The sequence below is a fragment of the Streptomyces sp. NBC_01351 genome (assembly GCF_036237315.1).
In the GTDB taxonomy this organism is placed as follows: Bacteria; Actinomycetota; Actinomycetes; order Streptomycetales; family Streptomycetaceae; genus Streptomyces.
This window is the reverse complement of record NZ_CP108356.1, coordinates 7,087,185-7,107,313: the sequence shown is the minus strand read 5'-3', so window position 1 is coordinate 7,107,313 and position 20,129 is coordinate 7,087,185. Positions and strand designations below refer to the sequence as shown.

The following is a 20,129-nucleotide window of genomic DNA, read 5'->3' as shown; positions in this document are numbered from 1 at the left end:
CGGCCCTACCTGCGTAAACGCACAGCCGGGGCCCAAGTAGAATCCCTACACGTGACAGCCAAGCCCCGCATCCCCAATGTCCTGGCCGGCCGCTACGCCTCCGCGGAGCTCGCCGTCCTGTGGTCCCCCGAGTACAAGGTGACGCTGGAGCGGCGGCTGTGGCTCGCCGTGCTGCGCGCCCAGAAGGACCTCGGCATCGAGGTCCCCGACGCGGCCCTCGCCGACTACGAGCGCGTCCTGGAGACCGTCGACCTGGCCTCCATCGCCGAGCGCGAGAAGGTCACCCGGCACGACGTGAAGGCCCGCATCGAGGAGTTCAACGCCCTCGCCGGTCACGAGCACGTCCACAAGGGCATGACCTCGCGCGACCTCACCGAGAACGTCGAGCAGCTCCAGATCCGGCTCTCCCTCGAGCTGGCCCGCGACCGCACCGTCGCCGTCCTCGCCCGCCTCGGCAAGCTGGCCGGCGAGCACGCCGAGCTGGTCATGGCCGGCCGCTCCCACAACGTGGCCGCGCAGGCCACCACCCTGGGCAAGCGCTTCGCCACCGCGGCCGACGAACTCCTGGTCGCCTACGACCGCCTGGAGAACCTCCTCGACCGCTACCCGCTGCGCGGCATCAAGGGCCCCGTCGGCACCGCCCAGGACATGCTCGACCTGCTCGGTGGCGACGCCACCAAGCTCGCCGACCTGGAGCAGCGGATCGCCACCCACCTCGGCTTCGCCCAGGCCTTCACCTCGGTCGGCCAGGTCTACCCGCGCTCGCTCGACTACGACGTGGTCACCGCCCTGGTCCAGCTGGCCGCAGCACCCTCCTCCATCGCCAAGACGATCCGCCTGATGGCCGGCCACGAGCTGGTGACGGAGGGCTTCAAGCCCGGCCAGGTCGGCTCCTCCGCGATGCCGCACAAGATGAACACCCGCTCCTGCGAGCGCGTGAACGGCCTGATGGTCATCCTGCGCGGTTACGCCTCGATGACCGGCGAGCTGGCCGGCGACCAGTGGAACGAGGGCGACGTCTCCTGCTCCGTGGTCCGCCGCATCGCCCTGCCGGACGCGTTCTTCGCCTTCGACGGCCTGTTGGAGACCTTCCTGACGGTCCTCGACGAGTTCGGCGCCTTCCCGGCGGTCGTGGCCCGTGAGCTGGACCGCTACCTGCCGTTCCTCGCGACCACCAAGGTCCTGATGGGCGCGGTGCGGGCCGGGGTGGGCCGCGAGGCCGCCCACGAGGTCATCAAGGAGCACGCGGTGGCCTCGGCCCTCGCGATGCGCGAGCAGGGCGCCGAGCGCAACGAGCTCCTCGACAAGCTGGCCGCCGACGAGCGGATGCCGCTGGACCGGGCGCAGCTCGACGCGCTGATGGCCGACAAGCTGTCCTTCACCGGCGCCGCGGGCGACCAGGTGGCGGCGGTGGTCTCCCGCATCGAGGCGATCGCCAAGCAGCACCCGGAGGCCGCCGCATACGCTCCGGGGTCGATCCTCTGACCCCCGACGAGCTCAACGCCGCCCGTGACCGCGTCCTCCCGGACGTGGTCGCGGGCGGTCTGCGTGTGCTGTTCTGCGGCATCAACCCGGGTCTCCTCTCCGCCGCGACGGGCCACCACTTCGCCCGCCCCGGCAACCGTTTCTGGCCTGTGCTGCACCTGTCGGGTTTCACCCCCCGCCGGCTGGCCCCCTCCGAGCAGGAGGAGCTGCTGACCTACCGCCTCGGCATCACCAACGTCGTGGCCCGCGCCACTGCCCGCGCGGACGAGCTCAGCACCGAGGAGTTCCGCGAGGGTGGCCGCATCCTCACAGCCAAGGTGGAGCTCCTCCGCCCCCAGTGGCTCGCGGTGGTCGGAGTCACCGCCTACCGCACGGCCTTCGGTGAGAAGAAGGCACAGATCGGCCCCCAGGAGCGGACCATCGGCTCCACCCGCGTCTGGGCCCTCCCCAACCCCAGTGGCCTCAACGCCCATTGGACGGCGGAGACCATGGCCCAGGAATACGCCCGCCTCCGCGCAGCCGCCGAATCCGAAGCCTAGGGCGGGTCGATGACCGTGACCCCTGCCATCAGCAGGTAGGGGTCGCCTTCGTCCCACTGCGCCACGTAGGCCACGAGCCAGTGGTCGCCGGCCCTCCACAGGTGCACGTGGTCGGTGCTGTTGCTCAGCTCGTCCCACGGCTCCGGTATCTCCTCGCCGTCGAACCCGCGGTCCCTCAGCGATCCCAGGCTGAATATCTGCGGGTCCCCCCACCGGCTTGTCAGGGCTTGGACCAACGCCCCGTACTCGGCGTTGATCTGGTCGGCCGCCTCGCTCCGTCCGGCTCCGCCGTCCGCCCAGAAGTCCGCGGTCCGCCCCACCGGGACCATGTGGTAACCGGGGCCGCTGCTCTGCCCGCCGTACCAGACCGGCTCGGGTGGGAATTCCGTCACCCTGAGCCGGTCGATCGTGTCGAGATGCTCTGCCGTGGTCATACCGTCAGTATCCCGACCCCCACTGACAACTGGTCCGGCGTCACGCGTCCCGGCGCCGCACCGCCAGCCAGCCGCCGAACACCGCAGCGCCCGCCCACAGTGCCATCACGCCGAGGCCCGTCCAGGGACCGAGACCGTCCTGCGTCTGCGAGTGCATCACCATCTGGCCGGCACGGTCCGGCAGGAACTGGGCCACGCCGCCGGAAGCCTCGCCAACGATGAACGAGACCAGCAGGACGAAGGGTATGAGCAGGCTCAGCACGGCAGTGCCGCTCTTCAGCACGGCGGCCAGCCCGGCGGCGAACAGGGCCATCAGTGCGAGGTAGAGCCCGCAGCCGACGATGGAACGGTAGGTACCCGGGTCGCCGAGCTCAAGGGCGTACGGGCCCATCAACGCCTGGCCCGCGACGAAGGTGACCAGTCCCGAGACCTGACCGACCACCAGGGCCAGTCCGCCCACCATCGCCATCTTCGACAGGTAGAACCGGGTGCGGTTCGGCACGGCGGCCAGAGAGGTGCGCAGAGCGCCGTTCTGGAACTCGCAGGACAGGGCGCCCGCACCGAAGGTCATGGCGGCGATCTGGCCGAAGATGAGTCCGTAGTAGGCCGCGTAGAGCGGGTCCTGTCCCATGCTGCCGGCTTCTGCCTGGCCTATCGCCGCAGCCGTCAGCACCTGGATTCCCGCGGTGGCGGCGAAGACGGCTATCAGCGCCCAGAATGTTCCACGCAGCGACCGAATCTTGATCCATTCCGAGTGCAGGGTGGGTGCGGTGGGCAGAGCGGCGCGCATGGCGATGCCTCCTGGAGGTTGGGAAAGTCAGTGGGTTGCGGTGAACTGCGCGTGATCGGCCGTGAGGTCGAGGTAGGCCTGCTCCAGCGAGGCGCGCTCGTCGGAGAGCTCCAGCATGGGGATGCCTTCGCGGGCCGCCAGGCCGCCGAGGTCTTCGGCCTGCATGCCTTCGACGGTCCATCGCCCGTCGTCGGCAGTCACCATCTCGAAGCCGTCCCGGGCCAGTGCGGCCCGCAGCCGGATCGGGTCGGAGGTGCGCAGGCGCACCCTCTGGGTGCTGCGGGCGTCGATGAATTCCTTCATCGAGGTATCGGCCAGCAGCTTGCCGTTGCCGAGCACGATCAAGTGGTCGGCGAGCGCCGAGGTCTCGGACATCAGGTGGCTGGAGACCAGGACGGTGCGTCCTTCGGCGGCGAAGCCGCGCATCAGCTCACGGATCCAGATGATGCCCTCGGGGTCGAGGCCGTTGGTCGGCTCGTCCAACAGGAGCACCCCGGGGTCGCCCAGTAGCGCGGCGGCTATGCCGAGGCGCTGGCGCATGCCGAGCGAGAATGACTTGATCCGCCGCTTGGCCACGGAGGCCAGCCCGGCCTGCTCCAAGACCTCGCCCACCCGGCGCATCGGCATACTGCCGGCCGCGGCGAGAAAGCGGAGGTGGTCCTGAGCGGTGCGTCCGCCGTGCGCCGACTGCGCGTCCAGGAGGGCTCCGACCCGGTGCAGCGGGTCCGGGAAGTCCAGGTAGCTCCGCCCACCGATGGTGGCCGTGCCCGAGGTCGCCCGGTCCAGGCCCAGCAGCAGCCGCATCGTGGTCGACTTTCCGGCTCCGTTGGGGCCGAGGAAGCCGGTGACCCGCCCGGGCAAAACATCGAAGGTGAGGCCGTCCACCGCACGGTGGGTGCCGTATTCCTTGGTGAGGTCTCGAATCTCGATCGTGTTCATGCCTCAAGATTCGCCGTCGGACCCACCCCCCATCCTCCCCCACGTGGGGGGATCGTCTCCCCCACGTGGGGGAGACGGCCGCCGACGGCCGGCTGTCAGGATGAGGACATGTACCGATTGCTCCGTGCCCCCCTTCGCGGGGTCACCTACACCCGCTGGCTGCATCTGCTCGTACCGATCCTGCTCCTCGCCATCTGGATGTTCATAGAGCCCGCATGGCCGTGGATGCCCGCCCTGATCGTCGCCCCCTTCGGACTGGTCCCCTGGGTGCGGCTGGCAGAAGGGCTGCAGGCCCAGTTCCTGCTCACCCCGCACGAGCGCGGCCGGCCCGACGGCTCCATCAGCACCGCACCGTCCGCGCGTTGGAGTGACCGCTGGCGGACGCTCGCCTGGCTCGAGATACGTCTCGTCTTGGCGGGCGTGGCCATGGCGGCGACGGTGTGGCTGCCGATCATGACGCTGGAACTCGCCATCACCGGCGCGGGGCGCGCTCTCGGGGCGGACGACGTGATCCTGCCCTTCGTCCCGCCTCGCTGGGCGGCCTTGCTCCTCGTGCCGGTGCCGCTGGTCCTGCTGCTGTTCATCGTGGTCCTGCTCGGCGAAGCCGTCACCGCCATAGCCGCCAAACTGCTGGGGCCTTCGGCGGCCGAGCGGCTCACCGCGCTCGAGGCACGGACGGAGCAGCTGTTGGAACGGACGCGGATCGCCCGGGAGTTGCACGACTCCATCGGGCACGCGCTCACCGTGGCCGTCGTCCAGGCGGGAGCCGCCCGGGCGGCGGGCGATCCGGAGTTCACCGAGCGGGCGCTCTGCGCGATCGAGGAGACGGGACGGGCCGCGATGGAGGACCTGGAGCGGGTCCTCATGGTGCTCCGTGAGTCCTCCCGGCCTCCCTCCCAGCGGCCCACCCTGGCCGATGCCGACCGGCTGCTGGAGTCGGCGCGCGCTTCCGGCGCCTCGGTGGACGCCGAACTGTCCGGTCCGCTGGAGAAGTTGCCGGGCCCGGTGGCACGCGAGGGATACCGGATCCTTCAGGAGGCGCTGACCAACGTACTGCGCCACAGCGGTTCGGTTCCGGTCCGGGTGCGGATCGAAATGGCCGTGGGAAGACTGGACTTGGAGGTCACCAATCCCCTGCCGACGGAGCCCGGGCCGATGACGGGCCGCGGCTCCGGACTGCGCGGCATCCGGGAGCGGGCCGCGTTGCTCGGAGGGGAGGCCGAGACCGGGCCGCACGAGGGCAACTGGAGGGTGCGCGCCCGGCTTCCGCTGGAGCGAATAGGCTGACCGGATGCCGGTTACCGTACTGCTCGTCGACGACGAACCCCTGGTGCGCGCGGGTCTGCGTGCCGTCCTGGACGCCCAGCCCGACATCGAGGTGGTGGGTGAGGCGCCCGACGGGGCCTCCGTCGTCCCACTGGTGCGGCAACTGCGGCCGGACGTGGTGGCGATGGACGTACGGATGCCGCTGCTCGACGGGATCGAGGCGACCCGCGCCATCCTGAAGACGGTGGATTCCCCGCCGAAGATCCTCGTGGTCACCACCTTCGAGAACGACGAGTACGTCTACCAGGCGCTGCGGGCCGGCGCGAGCGGGTTCCTGCTGAAGCGCGCCAGGCCTTCGGAGATCGTGCACGCGGTCCGGCTGGTGGCGGAGGGCGAGACGCTGCTCTTCCCAGCGGCTGTGCGTGCCCTGGCCGCGGAGTACGGAAACCGCCAGGCCCGGGCCGTGCTGGAGCGGGCTGCCTTGACCGAGCGCGAGGAGGCGGTCCTGCGGCTCATGGCCCGGGGGCTGACCAACGTGGAGATCGCCTCGAAGCTGATCGTCGGAACGGAGACGGTGAAGTCGCACGTCAGCGCGATTCTGGGGAAGCTGGGGGCGCGGGACCGGACCCAGGCCGTGATCATGGCCTACGAGTCGGGGTTCGTCGCCCCGGCCTGACCGGACCGATGACTTCCGGCCGATGGGGGGCTGGTTCTCGCCGCGGCACCGGGTGCGCAGTACGATCCGGCTGACATGCTCGCTCGCTGGGAGGACACACGTTGGGGCAGCTGACCGGCGGAGATCCCTCTCTGCTCAGGCGGATCAACTCCGCCGTGGTGCTGCGCGCACTGCGCGCGGCCGAAGCACCGACCCTCACCGACCTCACCCGGGTGACCGGTCTCTCCAGGCCGACCGTCGAGGGGGTCGTGGAGGGGCTGATGGGGACCGGGCTGGTCGTCGAGGCCGACGCCGAGGAAGGCGCGCGGCGTCAGGGGCGTCCTGCCAGGCGGTTCCGTTTCCGGGCCGAGGCCGGGCACCTGCTGGGCATCGAGATCGGCTCGCACCGGGTCGCCGTGCTGCTCTCCGGGCTGGACGGTCGGGTCATCGGCGCGGGCACGAAGGACGTCTCGGAGTCGGCGTCCGCCGACGAGCGGCTGGAGAAGGTCCGCGCTGCCGTGGCGGATCTGCTGCGCAGGGCCGGGGTGCCCCGGGACTCACTGCGCGCGGTCGGGGTCGGCAGCCCCGGCATCGTGGAGGCGGACGGCACGGTCCGCCTCGGCACGGCCCTGCCCGGCTGGACGGGTCTGCCGCTGGGGGAACGGCTCCAGCGCTCGTTCCGCTGCCCGGTGCAGGTGGAGAACGACGCCAACGCCGCGGCGGTCGCCGAGCACTGGAAGGGTGCCGCGCGGGACACCGACGACATCGTGTTCGTGATGGCGGGGCTCAGTCCCGGCGCCGGCTCGCTGATCGGCGGCCGGCTCCACCGCGGCTTCGGCGGAGCGGCGGGCGAGATCGGAGCCCTGCACCTGCTGGGTCGCGAGGTCACGCCCGAAAAGCTGCTGTCGACCACCGGTGAACCCCTTCATCCGCTGGACGAGCCTGCGGTGGCCGAGGTCTTCGCCATGGCCAAGCGGGGCGACGAGCGGGCGGTGGCCGCCGTCGAGCGGTTCCTGCAGCGGCTGGTGCACGACGTGGCGGCGCTGGTCCTGGCAATGGATCCGGAGCTGGTGGTGGTCGGCGGCTGGGCGGCCGGGCTGGACGGGGTCCTGGACCCCCTGCGCCGGGAGCTGGAGCGCTACTGCCTGCGGCCGCCGAAGGTTGCCCTGTCCCTGCTCGGCGAGGCGGCGGTGGCCACCGGCGCGCTGCGCCTCGCGCTGGACCACGTGGAAGAAGAACTCTTCGCCGTGGAGAAGACGGTCACGGCCCGCCGCCGCTGACCACACCCACACCACCGGAGCGCGTACGGAATGCGGGTGCGGCCCGGGCCCGGCGACTGCCGGACCCGGGCCGCACCCGTAACCCTGAAGAACTCCGGGCCACCTGCGTCAGGAGGCGACGCGGGGCTCGTGGGTGATCTCGACGTCGCCGGAGTCGCCGAAGGTGAGGCGGCAGGTGTCGGCGCGGTAGGTCGCCACCGAGACGGCGGCGGTGCCCGCCGCGGTGAAGTAGCGCGTGGTGACGAGGAGTACGGGCGCGCCGGGCAGGCGGTCCAGTTCTTTGGCGTCGTCGGCGCGCGCGGAGCCGAGTTCCACCGAGCGGTCCTGGCCTTCGAGGACCAGCCGCTGCAGCTCGCGCAGGACGGCGCGGGCGCGGGCGGGACCGGCCGGAGCCTCGATCGCGGTGAGACCGGGCACCGAGGCGGCCGGGACGTAGAGCAGTTCGGCGGCGACGGCCTGACCCTGGGTGACGCGGGTCCGGCGCACGGTGTGGACCGGCTCGTCGGCGGCGAAGCCCCCGCCGGTACCCAGCAGCTTCAGCACCGCTGCCGACGGCACGGTCTCCGCGGCGTCCACCGGCTCCCAGCCGTCGACGTGCTCGCCGGGCCAGCTGTGCCCGGCGGTGCCGACGGCGACACCGACGCGCGGCGGGGCGACGGTGGTACCGACCCCGCGGCGGCGCTGCAGTCGGCCCTCGAGCTCCAGCTGCTCCAGCGCCTGGCGCAGGGTCGCGCGGGCGACGCCGAAGCGGGCGGCGAGCTCACGCTCGTTCGGCAGGACCTCACCGACGGCGAAGTCCTGGTCGAGCGCTTCGCTGAGGACGGTCTTGAGGTGCCAGTACTTCGGCTCCGGCACCGTTTCGAGCTGCGTGGTCCCCACCCTGACTCCTCCTGCGATCGCCGCACTCGCCGTGTGTTCCAGCGGCAGTTCCGCGCCTTTGTTTATTAAAGGTTCCTGCACTATCCCTGCGACGATAGGACGGCACACCCCCTTGGTCAAGACCAATGCTCACCCCTGTCCGGGGCAGATCGGGCATACGCATCAAGCCGTTCACGGGATGTTCTCGTGTGCACCAGAGGGTTGTAGTCAAGGGCTACCGGGCGGTAATCATGGCAGTGGCACTACTGACAGCCTGTCTCACACATGCCCAGCCGACGAGGAGCAGCATGACCGCCACGGTCTCCTTCACGATCGATTCGCCGCTCGGCCCCCGCACCACCACCGTCGCCTACGAGCGCAAGGGCGCGGGCGAACCCCTCCTCCTGCTGCACGGCATCGGCCACCACCTCCAGGCCTGGCACCCGGTGACCGACATCCTCGCCGCCGAGCACGAGGTGATCGCCGTCGACCTGCCCGGCTTCGGCGCCTCGGAGCCGCTGCCCGAAGGGGTTCCCTACGACCTGGCCACGGTGGTTCCCGCGCTCGGCGCACTGTGCGCGGCCCTCGGTGTCGAGCGCCCGCACGTCGCGGGCAACTCCCTCGGCGGCCTGCTCGCGCTCGAAATGGGCCGGACCGGCCTCGCCCGCTCGGTCACCGCCCTCTCCCCCGCCGGGTTCTGGACGGAGGGCGAACGCCGCTACGCCTTCGCCACCCTCCTCACGATGCGCGCCGGCGCCAAGGCCCTGCCCCGCCCCGCACTGGAGCGGCTCTCGCGCGGTGCCGCCGGACGGGCCGCGCTGACCGGCACCATCTACGCCCGCCCGACCCGCCGTTCGCCCGAGGCCGTGGTCGCCGAGACCCTCGCCCTGCGGGAGGCCACCGGCTTCGAGGCGACCCTGGCCGCGGGTGGGTCCGTACGGTTCACCGAAGACGTGCCCGGCCTGCCGGTCACCGTCGCCTGGGGCACCCGCGACCGGCTGCTGCTGCGCCGCCAGGGCGTACGGGCCAAGCACACCATCCCCGGAGCCCGACTGGTCCGGCTCCCGGGCTGCGGCCACGTTCCGATGAACGACGATCCGGCACTCGTCTCCCGGGTGATCCTGGACACCGCCCGCAGCCGGCGCCTCGTGGCCGCCTGACCCACGGCACGGTGCGGCGCGGGGCGGGGCGCCCGAAGGCCGGGGGCAGCGGCAAGGAGCGGGTGCGGCAGCAAGGGAGCAGCGGCAAGGACTCAGCAGCAAGCGCTCCGGCGACAGCACACCCGCCCCCGCCGCGCAGGCCGAACGGCTGAGCGGCTGGCGGCTGTTCATCCCCGGTTCGCGTGGGCGACGCGGCCGGGCCGGGGTGCGGCGGCACGCTGGTCCGACCCACCCCCGCCCGCCCCTGGAGACGCACCGATGGCACCGATGCCGCACACCCGAAGGTCCCTGATCGGCGGTTCGCTCGCCCTGTCCTCCGCACTCTTCGCCGCTCCGGCGCTCGCGGCCCCCGCCTTCGCCCGCTCCGGCCGGCCGAACGCGCTCTGGGGCGTGCAGTCAGGCGAGATCACCGCCCACTCCGCCACCGTGTGGACCCGCTCCGACCGCCCGGCCCGGATGTACGTGGAGACCTCGCCGAGCGAGGCGTTCCGCTACGCCGTACGCCACCACCGCGGTCCGCTGCTCGGCCCCTCGGGCGACTTCACCGGTACGACCGTCCTGCGCGACCTCCCGCCCGGCCGGCAGATCCACTACCGGGTCGTCCTGGCCGACCCCGACGACCCGCGCCGCACGTCCGAGCCGGTCCGCGGCAGCTTCCGCACCACCCCCGTCTCCCGCCGCCACGACGTGCGCTTCCTCTGGTCGGGGGACCTGGCCGGCCAGGGCTGGGGCATCAACCCCGATCTCGGCGGCTACCGGGTCTTCGAGGAGATGCGGCTGCGCGACCCCGACTTCTTCCTCTTCAGCGGGGACACGATCTACGCCGACGGGCCGATCAAGGCCGCCGTACCCCTCCGTGACGGCAGCACGTGGCGCAACGTCACCACCGAGGAGAAGTCGAAGGTCGCCGAGACCCTGGCCGAGTTCCGCGGGAACTTCCGCTACAACCTGCTCGATCCCAACCTGCGCGACTTCAACGCCCAGGTCCCCGTCCTCGCCCAGTGGGACGACCACGAGGTGCGCAACAACTGGTACCCGGGCCAGCTGATCGACGACCCCCGCTACACGGTGCGCGAAGCCGACACCCTCGCCGCCCGAGCCCGCCAGGTCTTCGGCGAGTACTTCCCCGTCACCGACCTGCGCGGCGGCCGCGCCGAGGGCCGGATGTACCGCGCGATGCGGTACGGCCCGCTCCTCGACGTCTTCGTGCTCGACATGCGCACGTACCGGAACGCCAACTCCCCCGGCACGCAGACCGAGGACCCCATCGGAATCCTCGGCCCCGAGCAGCTGGCCTGGCTGAAGCGCGAGCTCACCCGCTCCCGCGCCACCTGGAAGGTGATCGCCGCCGACATGCCGCTCGGCATCGTCGTCGGCGACGGGGCGACGAACTTCGAGGCCGTGGCGCAGGGCGACCCCGGCGCCCCGCTGGGGCGTGAGCTCCAGATCGCCGAGCTGCTGCGCCACATCAAGCACCAGCGCATCACCGGCACCCTCTGGCTCACCGCCGACGTGCACTACACCGCCGCCAACCACTACGCGCCGGAGCGGGCCGCCTTCGCCGACTTCGCGCCGTTCTGGGAGTTCGTCTCCGGCCCGATCGGCGCGGGCGGCTTCCCGGCCGGGCGGCTCGACGCCACCTTCGGCCCGGAGACGGCCTTCGTCCAGTCGGCGCCGTTCGCCAACATGTCCCCGTCGGAGAACCCCCCGTACTACGGCGAGGTGGACATCGACGGCGGCAGCGGGGAGCTCACCGTCCGGCTGCGGCAGCAGGGAGGCGGTGTCCTGTTCACCAAGACCCTCCAGCCCGGGCGCGTGGGTCAGTAGCCGGAAATAGCCTGGAAAACTGGATGAAATCGGCCAGATGGACACTTAACCAGTCGGTCACAGATCGTTCGTGATCACGCAACACCCTTACGTCACAGTGGTGTGCATGACTGACCGTGATCTTGCCTCCGCCCAGCGTTCCCACCGCCACCACTGGCGCCGTGACGTCGTCGAACTCGCCGCGCTCTTCTGCGCCGTCGCGGTCGCCGACGCCATCGCCAATCTCGTCGTGCACGGCCCCAGGGGCCCGGTCCTGCTCGTGGCCTCGGCCGTCGCGCTCCTCGTCACCGCGGCCTTCCACACCTGGTGGGCAAGGCGTCACAGCCATGCGCCGCCGCCGGGCACCACCCCGGCGGCGGCCCCGGCCGCGGTCGCGACCACGAGCGGGGCCACGAGCGCGACCGCGAGCGGAGACCCCGCCGCGGACGCGCCGTCCGCCGCGCTCTGGCGGATGCGCACGACCGTACGGGACGAGCCCGGCTCCCTGGCCGCCCTGTGCACCGCCCTCGCCCACAACGGCGTCGACATCCTGACCCTCCAGACGCACCCGCTCCCCGAGGGCGGCACCGTCGACGAGTTCCTCCTGCGCGCCCCCCAGCAGCTGCCCTCCGCCGAACTCACGCGCGCCGTCGCCCTGGCCGGCGGCCACAGCACCTGGATCGAACGCGCCGACGCCCACGACCTCGTCGACACCCCGACCCGCGTCCTGGGCCTGGCCACCCGCACCGCGCTGGACGCCGCCGAGCTCCCCCTCGCGCTGCGGCAGCTGCTCGGCCGCTGCACGATCCACTCGATCCCGGCGACCACCCTCTCCGGCCGCCCCAACGCGGGCGCCGACGCCCCCGTGGAAGGGGTTCTGGAGGCCACCGTCATGCGGCTGCGCGACCCTTCCGGCGGCGCGATCACCGTGGAGCGGCCCTACCTGCCCTTCACGCCGACCGAGTTCGCCCGTGCCCGCGCCCTCGTCGAGCTCGACGCCCGCCTCGGCCCCCGCGTCCCGCGCGGCCTGGACGTGCTGACCCTGCCCGAAGGCAACGAGATCACCGTCCGCCGCGCCGACGGCTCCGACCTGCCGGCGGCCCGCGCGATGCACGACCGCTGCTCCGAGCGCACCCTGTCGCTGCGCTACCACGGCCCCGTCTCCGACGCCGACCGCTACCTCGGCCACCTGCTCAGCCCCCGGTTCGGCCGCACCCTGGCCGCCACCACCGCCTCCGGCAAGCTCGTGGCCCTCGGCCACCTCCTGTGGGACGGCGACGAGACCGAGGTCGCACTGCTCATCGAGGACGACTGGCAGCGCCGGGGGATCGGCTCCGAACTGCTGCGCCGCCTCGTCGCGATGGCCGTCGAAGCCGGGTGCGACAGCGTGTACGCCGTCACGCAGGCCGCCAACACCGGCATGGTCGCCGCCATGCGCGGGCTGGGCCTCCCCCTCGACTACCAGATCGAGGAGGGCACCCTGGTGATCACGGCCCGGCTGGACGCGACCCCCGTCAGCTCGCGGCTCCCGTACGACGTCACCCACGAGGGCGCCCGCGAACTCCCCCGGCGCGAACCGCAGTCCCCGCGCAACCACCACTGACCCGGGCCCTGTTGCCGCCGGCACCGGGCGGCCCGTACCAGGCCCTCCACCAGGCCCCCGACCAGGCCCGTACCCCGACCCGCACCGCGCCGAAGGGCCGCGTGCGGGTCGCGGGCGTTGCCGCCGGCGGACCAAGTCAGCAGACTGACGTCATACGGTGATGACGCGGGCCCGTCTCACGTACGAAGATGTCCGCATGTCAGAGATCCTCCACAACGGCAGCGCTTCCCGGCTGCCCCGCGAGGTGGCCGACGCGTACGTCGACGACCTCATCGCCCTCGACCCGATCACGGGCACCTACCTCGGTGTCGCCGAGAGCTCCGCCAAGCTCCCGGACTTCTCCCCGGCCGGCCGCGCGGCCGTCGCCGAACTCGCTCGTACCACCCTCGACCGCCTCGACGCCGCCGAGCGGCTGCCCGGCGCCGACAGCGACGCCGAGCGCCGTTGTGCCCGCCTGCTGCGCGAGCGCCTCACCGCCGAACTCGCGGTCCACGAGGCCGACGAGGACCTGTGCACGGTCAGCAACATCCACAGCCCCGCGCACTCCGTCCGCGAGGTCTTCACCCTCACCCCGGCCGACACCGACGAGGAGTGGGCGGCCATCGCCGAGCGGCTGCGCGCCGTACCCGCCGCCCTCGCCGGGTACCGCGAGAGCCTGGCCCTCGGCCTGGAGCGCGGCCTGTACGGCGGCCCCCGCGCCACCGCCACCATGATCGGCCAGCTCGGCACCTGGGCCGGGCAGGACGGCGACGAGCCCGCCTTCTTCGAGGACTTCGCCGCGGCCGGCCCCGAATCCCTGCGCACCGAACTGGCCGAGGCGGCCGCCGGCGCGACCGCCACCGTCGTCGAGCTCCGCGACTGGATGCGCGACGTGTACGCGCCGGCCGTCGACGGCAAGCCGGACACCGTGGGCCGCGAGCGCTACGCCCGCTGGTCGCGCTACTTCAACGGCACCGATCTGGACCTGGACGAGGCGTACGCGTACGGCTGGTCGGAATACCACCGCCTGCTCGCCGAAATGAAGACCGAGGCGGCCAAGATCCTCCCGGGCGCCGGCCCCTGGGAGGCGCTGAAGCACCTGGACGAGCACGGCACCCACATCGAGGGCGTCGACGAGGTCCAGGCCTGGCTCCAGGGCCTCATGGACGAGGCCATCGAGAACCTCGACGGCACCCACTTCGAACTCGCCGAGCGGGTCAAGCGCGTGGAGTCGATGATCGCCCCGCCGGGCGGCGCCGCAGCCCCGTACTACACGAACCCCTCGGAGGACTTCTCCCGCCCGGGCCGTACCTGGCTGCCCACCATGGGCCAGACCCGCTTCCCCGTCTACGACCTCGTCTCCACCTGGTACCACGAGGGCGTTCCCGGCCACCACCTGCAGCTCGCGCAGTGGACGCACGTCGCGGACCAGCTCTCCCGCTACCAGGCGGGCGTCGGCCTCGTCAGCGCCAACGCCGAGGGCTGGGCGCTGTACGCGGAGCGACTGATGGACGAGCTCGGGTACCTCAAGGACGCGGAGCAGCGCCTGGGCTACCTGGACTGCCAGATGATGCGCGCGGCGCGGGTCATCGTGGACATCGGCATGCACCTGGGCCTGGAGATCCCGGCGGACTCGCCGTTCCACCCCGGCGAGCGGTGGACGGTGGATCTGGCGCAGGAGTTCTTCGGCCTGCACAGCGGCCGGCCGGGGGACTTCGTCGAGAGCGAGCTGACCCGTTACCTGTCGATGCCGGGGCAGGCGATCGGTTACAAGCTGGGCGAGCGCGCCTGGCTGCTGGGCCGCGACAACGCGCGGGCCGCGCGCGGCGAGTCCTTCGACCTGAAGGCCTGGCACATGGCGGCGCTGTCGCAGGGTTCGCTGGGGCTGGACGACCTCGTGGACGAGCTCTCCAAGCTCTGACACCACCGCGAACGACGTCACCACGAACGACGAACGGGCCGCTCGTCTCCCCCTGGAGTGAGCGGCCCGTCCGCGTGGGCCTCGTACGGCTGGTACGGCGCGCACGGCTCGTAAGGCGCACACCTCAGCAGCCGCAGTCGTCCGAGTCGGTGGGCGCGGTCAGCGGGTCGGCCTCCGCGCGCTGCTGGCTGCCCTGCCAGGTCTCGACCTCGAAGCCCTCGCGGATCCAGTACTCGATGCCGCCGAGCATCTCCTTGACCTGGTAGCCGAGTTCGGCCAGGGCCAGGGCGGAGCGGGTGCCGCCGTTGCAGCCGGGGCCCCAGCAGTACGTCACCACGGGGACGTTCTTGTCCAGGAGCCGCTCGGCCTGCTCGGGGATGAGGGCGGTGGGCAGGTGGACGGCTCCGGGCACGTGGGCCTGGTCCCAGGACGGGGTGGAGCGGGAGTCGATCAGCTGGAAGCCGAGCTCGGCGCCCTGCTCCCGGTGGGCCTTGAAGGCGGCGGCGACGTCCGAGACGTCCGCGTGGAAGGCCAGACTGGCGGCGAAGTACGCCGCGGCCGCGGCCGGGGACGCCGGGGGCACCCGGAGCACGGGGTTGGTGGTGGCGGCGGGGGAAGTGGTGTTCTGCGTCGTCGTCATGCCGAGAAATCTACGATTTGTTGATCACCCTCGGAAGTGGTTTTCCCCGGCCTTTTCGTTGTACAGGCGGGGAATCCCCTGCTAGACCTACGTCATGACCGACTATTCCCCTGACCCCACCGACTGGCGGATCCTCGAAGTCCTCCAGCGCGACGGCCGTGCCAGCTTCACCGAGCTCGCGCGCGCCGTATCCATGTCCGCCAGCGCCGTCACCGAGCGGGTCCGCCGGCTGGAGGAGGCCGGCGTCATCACCGGGTACACGGCGGTGGTGGATCCGGAGAAGCTCGGCAAGACGATCCTCGCGCTGGTGCGGCTGCGCTATCCGCACGGCAACTACAAGCCGTTCCACGACTTCCTGGACGCCACGTCGGAGATCTTGGAGGCCCATCACGTCACGGGCGACGACTGCTTCGTGCTCAAGGTCGCCGCCCGCTCGATGGCGCACCTGGAGGAGGTCACGGGCCGCATTTCGGGCCTCGGCTCGGTGACGACGAGCATCGTGTACTCGTCGCCGCTCCCCCGCAGGCCGCTCAGTCCGTGAGCGCCGCCGTGCGGTGGCGCACCACGGAGCCGCCCCGCTGCTTGACGATCTCCAGCTGGGCCTGGACCCGGGTGCGCAGGTCGGCGACGTGGCTGACGATGCCGACGCTGCGGTCCCGCTCGCGCAGCGAGTCCAGTACGTCGAGCACCTCGTCCAGCGCCTGGTCGTCGAGGCTGCCGAAGCCCTCGTCGATGAAGAGGGTGTCCAGGCGCATGCCGCCCGCCTCGTCCGTGACCACGTCGGCGAGGCCCAGCGCGAGGGCGAGCGAGGCGAAGAAGGTCTCGCCGCCCGACAGCGTGGCGGTGTCCCGCTCGCTGCCGGTCCACGCGTCGACGACGTGCAGCCCGAGCCCGGAACGCCCCCGTCCGCTCGCCCGCGCGTCGGAGTGCACCAGGGTGTAGCGGCCGCCGGACATGCGCAGGAGCCGTACGGTCGCGGCGGCGGCGACCTGCTCCAGCCGGGCGGCCAGCACGTAGGCCTCCAGCCGCATCTTGCGTTCGTTGTCGGCGGAGGTGCCCGCGGTGAGTCCGGCCAGCCGGGCCACCCGGTCGTAGGCCTCGCGCAGCGGACCCAGAGCGCGCAGTTCGTGCTCCGCCTGCCGGGAGAGCCGGTCGAGCTCCTCGCACCGGAACCGGGCCGCGTCGAAGGCCGATCCTGCCGTACGAAGCTTCGCCGCGGCCCGCGCCGCGTACGCCTCGGCCTCCTCCGGTGCGGCCGGAGGCAGGGCTGCGGCCGCGGCGGTGTCGCTCTCGCCGAGGCGGTCCGCGAGCATGGCTTCTTCTGCCTGCCAGGCGTCCAGCCGGTGTTGGAGCGCGGTGCGTTCGTATTCGGGGAGGACGGCGTCGGCCGCCTCCCCGATGGTGTCGAAGCCGGCCTTGAAGGCGGCGTCTGCGAGCTGGTCGTCGGCCTCCTTCAGCCGGGCGGCCGTCGTTTCGGCGCGGCGCAGCGCGGCGGCGGACCCGGAGACGATCCGGACCCGGTCCTCCAGGGTCCGGGCGCGCGCGGCGACGGTGGGCGCCCCGTCCCGCACCAGGGCCAGCTCGGCCTCCAGCGCGGCCTGCTCCCGGTCCAGCGCCTCGCGGCGCGAGGCCCGGGCGGCGGCCTGGCGTTCGGCGCCCTGCCAGTCGGCGCTGCGCGAGGCGTGCTCGCGCTCGGCGCGGGCGAGGCGCTCCCGGGCGGTGTGCAGTCCGGCGGCCTCGGCGTGGGCGGCGGCGTGCCCGGCACTCAGCTCCGAGGTCAGTGCGAGGAGTTCCCCGGTGGTGGCGTCCCCGGCGGCGGCCGCGGCCTCGGTCCGCGCCTTCTGGGTGGCGGCGAGCCTGCGTTCGACGGCGGCCCGGGCCTGTTCGGCCCGCTCGAAGTGGGCGTGGGCGGCGTCCTCCGCGGCCCGGTCCACGTGGCCGGGGGCCGGGCGGGCCGGCTCGGGGTGCTCGGCGCTGCCGCACACCGCGCAGGCCTCGCCGGCGACGAGTGCCTCGGCGAGCTCGGCGGCGATGCCGCGCAGCCGGGCCTCCTTGAGTTCCAGCCAGCGCTCCCGCGCGGCCGCGGATTCCTCGCGCAGGGTGAGGAGTTCGCCCTCGGTCCGCTCGGCCTCGGCGGCGAACTCGTCGCGCCGCCGGGCGGCGTTGAGGTGCATGCGGGCGGGCTCCAGCCTGCCCGCGAGCTGCTCGGCCAGGGTCGCGGCCTGCTGGGCCGCGTCGGCCCGCTCCTGCAGCTCGGCCCGGGTGGCGTCCCAGCGCTCCAGCCACTCGGCGGACTCCAGGTGGGCCTCCTCGGCAGCCCGGGACTCCCTTTCCAGGTCGGCCCGTTCGCGGCCGATCTCGGCGCTGCGCTGCTCGTCCCGGCGGGCCGCCCCCAGCGCGCCCAGCGCCTCGCGCAGCCCCTGCTCGACGCCGGCCAGCTGCTCGGTGCCCGCCTCCTTGAGCGCGGGCGGGAGTTCGGCCCGGGCGGCCGACTCCGCGTGGTGGGCGGCGAGGTGCGCGGCCGAGGCCGCTCCGCGCAGCTCCAGCGCGGGGGCGACCAGGGCGCCGCGCCGGGCCCGGTCCAGCAGGGCGCGCACCCGCTCCCGCTCGGGCGCGGCCTCGGCGAGCAGGGCGGCCCGCCAGGTGGTCTCCGCGTGGCGGCGCTGCAAGCGGTCGAGCTCCCTGGCCTCCTCCGCGGCCCGCCGGGCCGCGGCGTGCCGGCCCTCGACGGCGGCCAGGGCGTACTCGGCCACCGCCAGCCGCTCCCTGGCCGAGCACCGGGCGACGGCGGCCCAGGCGCGGACGGCCTCGGCGAGGCCGGGGTCGCCGGGCTGGTGTCCGGGCATGGGCCAGGCGCGCAGGTCCGCGCCGTCCCCGGCGGCCTGGGCGAGCCGCTGGGCGGTGTGCAGCACCTTCTCGTCGCCGGCCCGGACCTTCGCCTCGGCGGCCCGGCGGCGCTCGCCCAGCAAGGTCTCGACGGCGGCGAAGCGGCGGGTGTCGAAGAGACGCCCGAGCAGCCGGCCGCGCGCGGCCTCGTCGGCGCGCAGGAACTTGGCGAACTCCCCCTGCGGCAACAGCACCACCTGGCAGAACTGTTCGCGGCTCATGCCGAGGAGCTGCTCGATCTCCTCGCCGATCTCCTGGTGGGAACGGCTGAGCGCGAGCCAGCGTTCCCCGTCGTACTCGCGCAGCCAGGTCTGCGCCTTGTCCTTGGTCGTCCCCGTGCCGCGCTTCTTCGGCCGGTCCTGTTCCGGGCGCCGGGTGATCTCCAGTCGGCGCCCGCCCGCGGTGAGTTCGAGGGTGACCTCGGTCGGGGTGTCGGCGGAGGCGTGGTCGCTGCGCAGGCTGGTGCCGGGGGCCTGGCGGGGGCCGGGCACGGAGCCGTAGAGCGCGTAGCAGACGGCGTCGAGGACGGAGGTCTTGCCGGCGCCGGTGGGCCCGTGCAGTAGGAAGATCCCGGCGCCGGACAGGGCGTCGAAGTCGATCTCCTGGGGCTCGGCGAAGGGCCCGAAGGCGGTGACCGACAGCCGGTGCAGCCTCATCGGCGGGTCTCCTGGCGGCTGTCGTCGGTCCGTACGTCGTCGAAGGCGCTCCGCAGCACGGCCCGTTCGGAGTCGTCGGCGTGGCCGCCGCCGCGTACGTGGGCGACGAAGTCCTCGGCGATCTCCTGGTCGCTGCGGCCGCGCAGCCGCTGGGCGTAGGAGGTGCCGGTCTCCTCCTCGCGGCCCTCGGGGTCGAAGGCGAGGCTGAGGGTGTGCGGGAAGCGGGCGGCGAGCCTGGCCATGGGGTCGTCGGGCCGGACCGGGTCGGTGAGGGTCGCCTCGACCCAGGCGTCCTCGTGCACCCCGTACGCCGTGTCTTCCAGCAGCGCCTCCAGCCGCCCCCGCAGCCGGACGAGGGCCCGCGGCACGGGAGTGTCGATCCGCTCGGCGCCGACGATCTCCCCCTCCCCTCCCAGCTCGACCAGCCACATGGTCTTCCGTTGGTCGGCCTCGGAGAAGGAATAGGCGAGGGGGGAACCGGAGTAGCGGACCCGTTCGTTGATCGTCTGGCAGCCGTGCAGGTGGCCGAGCGCGGCGTAGTCCACCCCGTCGAAGACGGAAGCGGGCACGGCCTCGACGCCGCCGACGGCGATGTCGCGCTCGCTGTCGCTGGTCTGTCCGCCGGTGACGAAGGCGTGGGCGAGGACGACGGAGCGGGTGCCGGGCAGGCGGGCGGCCAGGTCGGCCCGGATCCGTTCCATGGCCGCGCCCAGCACCGCCTCGTGGCTGACCTTCTCCGCGGCGAACTCGTCCCTGACCAGGGCCGGCTCCAGGTACGGCAGCCCGTAGAGCGCCACGTCACCGTGTACGTCGGCCAGCACCACGGGGTCGGCGCAGCCGGCCGGGTCGGTCCTGAGGTGGATCCCGGCCCGGTCGATCAGCCCGGCCCCGACCCCGAGGCGGCGGGCGGAGTCGTGGTTCCCGGAGATCATCACGGTGGGCACGCCGAGCTCGGCGAGCCGGTGCAGGGCCCGGTCGTACAGATCGACGGCCGGCAGCGGCGGCACGGCCCGGTCGTAGATGTCACCGGCCACGAGGACCGCGTCGACCTCGTGTTCCCGGACGGTCTCGACGAGGTGGTCGATGAAGGCCGCCTGCGCGCCGAGCAGGTTGACGCGGTGGAAGGACCGGCCCAGGTGCCAGTCGGAGGTGTGCAGGAACTTCACTCGCCGGTCCCGCCGCACATGCCGTGTCCCCCTGGTCGTCTCCCGCTCGATGAACCCCTCTACGCT

The 20,129-nt window shown here is 72.8% G+C and carries 17 protein-coding genes; 10 read left to right on the top strand and 7 right to left on the bottom strand.

The window, feature by feature from the left end:
- The first annotated feature begins 51 nt into the window (after positions 1-51).
- Together purB and mug are read left to right on the top strand one after the other, a co-directional pair.
- Entirely contained in the window at positions 52-1,485 is a 1,434-nt protein-coding gene (gene purB / locus OG625_RS32850) for an adenylosuccinate lyase (protein ID WP_329388227.1), read from the top strand.
- On the top strand, positions 1,482-2,024 hold the full coding sequence (gene mug, locus OG625_RS32845) for a G/U mismatch-specific DNA glycosylase (protein ID WP_329391173.1): 543 nt from the start codon (positions 1,482-1,484) through the stop codon (positions 2,022-2,024). Before purB ends, mug begins: the two co-directional genes overlap by 4 nt.
- Here the strand turns inward: mug and OG625_RS32840 are convergent.
- Genes OG625_RS32840 through OG625_RS32830 form a run of 3 tightly spaced genes read right to left on the bottom strand, consistent with a single transcriptional unit; the run spans position 2,021 to position 4,187 of the window.
- The gene (locus OG625_RS32840; RefSeq protein ID WP_329388226.1) at positions 2,021-2,458 is read right to left on the bottom strand and encodes a hypothetical protein; all 438 of its coding nucleotides are present in this window, start codon (positions 2,456-2,458) and stop codon (positions 2,021-2,023) included. The two genes, mug and OG625_RS32840, sit on opposite strands and share 4 nt — an antisense overlap.
- Before the next feature lie 40 nt (positions 2,459-2,498).
- On the bottom strand, positions 2,499-3,248 hold the full coding sequence (locus tag OG625_RS32835) for an ABC transporter permease (RefSeq protein WP_329388224.1): 750 nt from the start codon (positions 3,246-3,248) through the stop codon (positions 2,499-2,501).
- A 27-nt stretch (positions 3,249-3,275) separates the two neighbouring features.
- On the bottom strand, positions 3,276-4,187 hold the full coding sequence (locus OG625_RS32830) for an ABC transporter ATP-binding protein (RefSeq protein WP_329388222.1): 912 nt from the start codon (positions 4,185-4,187) through the stop codon (positions 3,276-3,278).
- Between the two features lie 108 nt (positions 4,188-4,295).
- Here OG625_RS32830 and OG625_RS32825 point away from each other — a divergent pair, with 108 nt between their 5' ends.
- The 3 genes from OG625_RS32825 to OG625_RS32815 all read left to right on the top strand — a co-directional run bounded on the left by OG625_RS32825 (position 4,296) and on the right by OG625_RS32815 (position 7,388).
- Positions 4,296-5,474 carry a sensor histidine kinase gene (locus OG625_RS32825; RefSeq protein WP_329388219.1) on the top strand — a complete coding sequence of 393 codons (1,179 nt, stop codon included), beginning with the start codon at positions 4,296-4,298 and terminating at the stop codon, positions 5,472-5,474.
- 4 nt (positions 5,475-5,478) lie between these two features.
- On the top strand, positions 5,479-6,129 hold the full coding sequence (locus OG625_RS32820; RefSeq protein WP_329388218.1) for a response regulator transcription factor: 651 nt from the start codon (positions 5,479-5,481) through the stop codon (positions 6,127-6,129).
- A 101-nt stretch (positions 6,130-6,230) separates the two neighbouring features.
- Positions 6,231-7,388: an ROK family transcriptional regulator gene (locus OG625_RS32815; protein ID WP_329388216.1), complete on the top strand. Its 1,158-nt coding sequence runs from the start codon at positions 6,231-6,233 to the stop codon at positions 7,386-7,388.
- A gap of 108 nt (positions 7,389-7,496) precedes the next feature.
- Here OG625_RS32815 and OG625_RS32810 read toward each other — a convergent pair whose 3' ends face one another.
- Positions 7,497-8,267, bottom strand: a complete 771-nt coding sequence (locus OG625_RS32810) for a GntR family transcriptional regulator (protein WP_329388214.1) — start codon at positions 8,265-8,267, stop codon at positions 7,497-7,499.
- A gap of 287 nt (positions 8,268-8,554) precedes the next feature.
- Here OG625_RS32810 and OG625_RS32805 point away from each other — a divergent pair, with 287 nt between their 5' ends.
- From OG625_RS32805 to OG625_RS32790, 4 genes are all read left to right on the top strand, one after another.
- A complete protein-coding gene (locus OG625_RS32805; protein ID WP_329388211.1) occupies positions 8,555-9,406 on the top strand; it encodes an alpha/beta fold hydrolase in 852 nt (283 codons plus the stop codon).
- A gap of 258 nt (positions 9,407-9,664) precedes the next feature.
- Positions 9,665-11,233, top strand: coding sequence for an alkaline phosphatase D family protein (locus OG625_RS32800; protein ID WP_443067819.1), 1,569 nt, complete (start codon positions 9,665-9,667; stop codon positions 11,231-11,233).
- Between the two features lie 106 nt (positions 11,234-11,339).
- Positions 11,340-12,815, top strand: coding sequence for a GNAT family N-acetyltransferase (locus OG625_RS32795; RefSeq protein ID WP_329388210.1), 1,476 nt, complete (start codon positions 11,340-11,342; stop codon positions 12,813-12,815).
- Positions 12,816-13,011: 196 nt separating this feature from the next.
- Positions 13,012-14,715 carry a DUF885 domain-containing protein gene (locus OG625_RS32790; protein WP_329388208.1) on the top strand — a complete coding sequence of 568 codons (1,704 nt, stop codon included), beginning with the start codon at positions 13,012-13,014 and terminating at the stop codon, positions 14,713-14,715.
- 124 nt (positions 14,716-14,839) lie between these two features.
- Here OG625_RS32790 and OG625_RS32785 read toward each other — a convergent pair whose 3' ends face one another.
- The gene (locus OG625_RS32785) at positions 14,840-15,355 is read right to left on the bottom strand and encodes a rhodanese-like domain-containing protein (RefSeq protein WP_329388206.1); all 516 of its coding nucleotides are present in this window, start codon (positions 15,353-15,355) and stop codon (positions 14,840-14,842) included.
- Between the two features lie 94 nt (positions 15,356-15,449).
- Between OG625_RS32785 and OG625_RS32780 the strand changes: the two genes are divergently transcribed.
- Complete coding sequence (locus tag OG625_RS32780; RefSeq protein ID WP_329388204.1) at positions 15,450-15,896, top strand: Lrp/AsnC family transcriptional regulator; 447 nt, start codon at positions 15,450-15,452, stop codon at positions 15,894-15,896.
- Here OG625_RS32780 and OG625_RS32775 read toward each other — a convergent pair.
- The gene (locus OG625_RS32775) at positions 15,886-18,897 is read right to left on the bottom strand and encodes an SMC family ATPase (RefSeq protein ID WP_329388202.1); all 3,012 of its coding nucleotides are present in this window, start codon (positions 18,895-18,897) and stop codon (positions 15,886-15,888) included. The genes OG625_RS32780 and OG625_RS32775 overlap by 11 nt on opposite strands.
- Positions 18,894-20,063 carry an exonuclease SbcCD subunit D gene (locus OG625_RS32770; RefSeq protein WP_329388200.1) on the bottom strand — a complete coding sequence of 390 codons (1,170 nt, stop codon included), beginning with the start codon at positions 20,061-20,063 and terminating at the stop codon, positions 18,894-18,896. The genes OG625_RS32775 and OG625_RS32770 overlap by 4 nt, the downstream gene beginning before the upstream one ends.
- Positions 20,064-20,129: the final 66 nt, after the last annotated feature.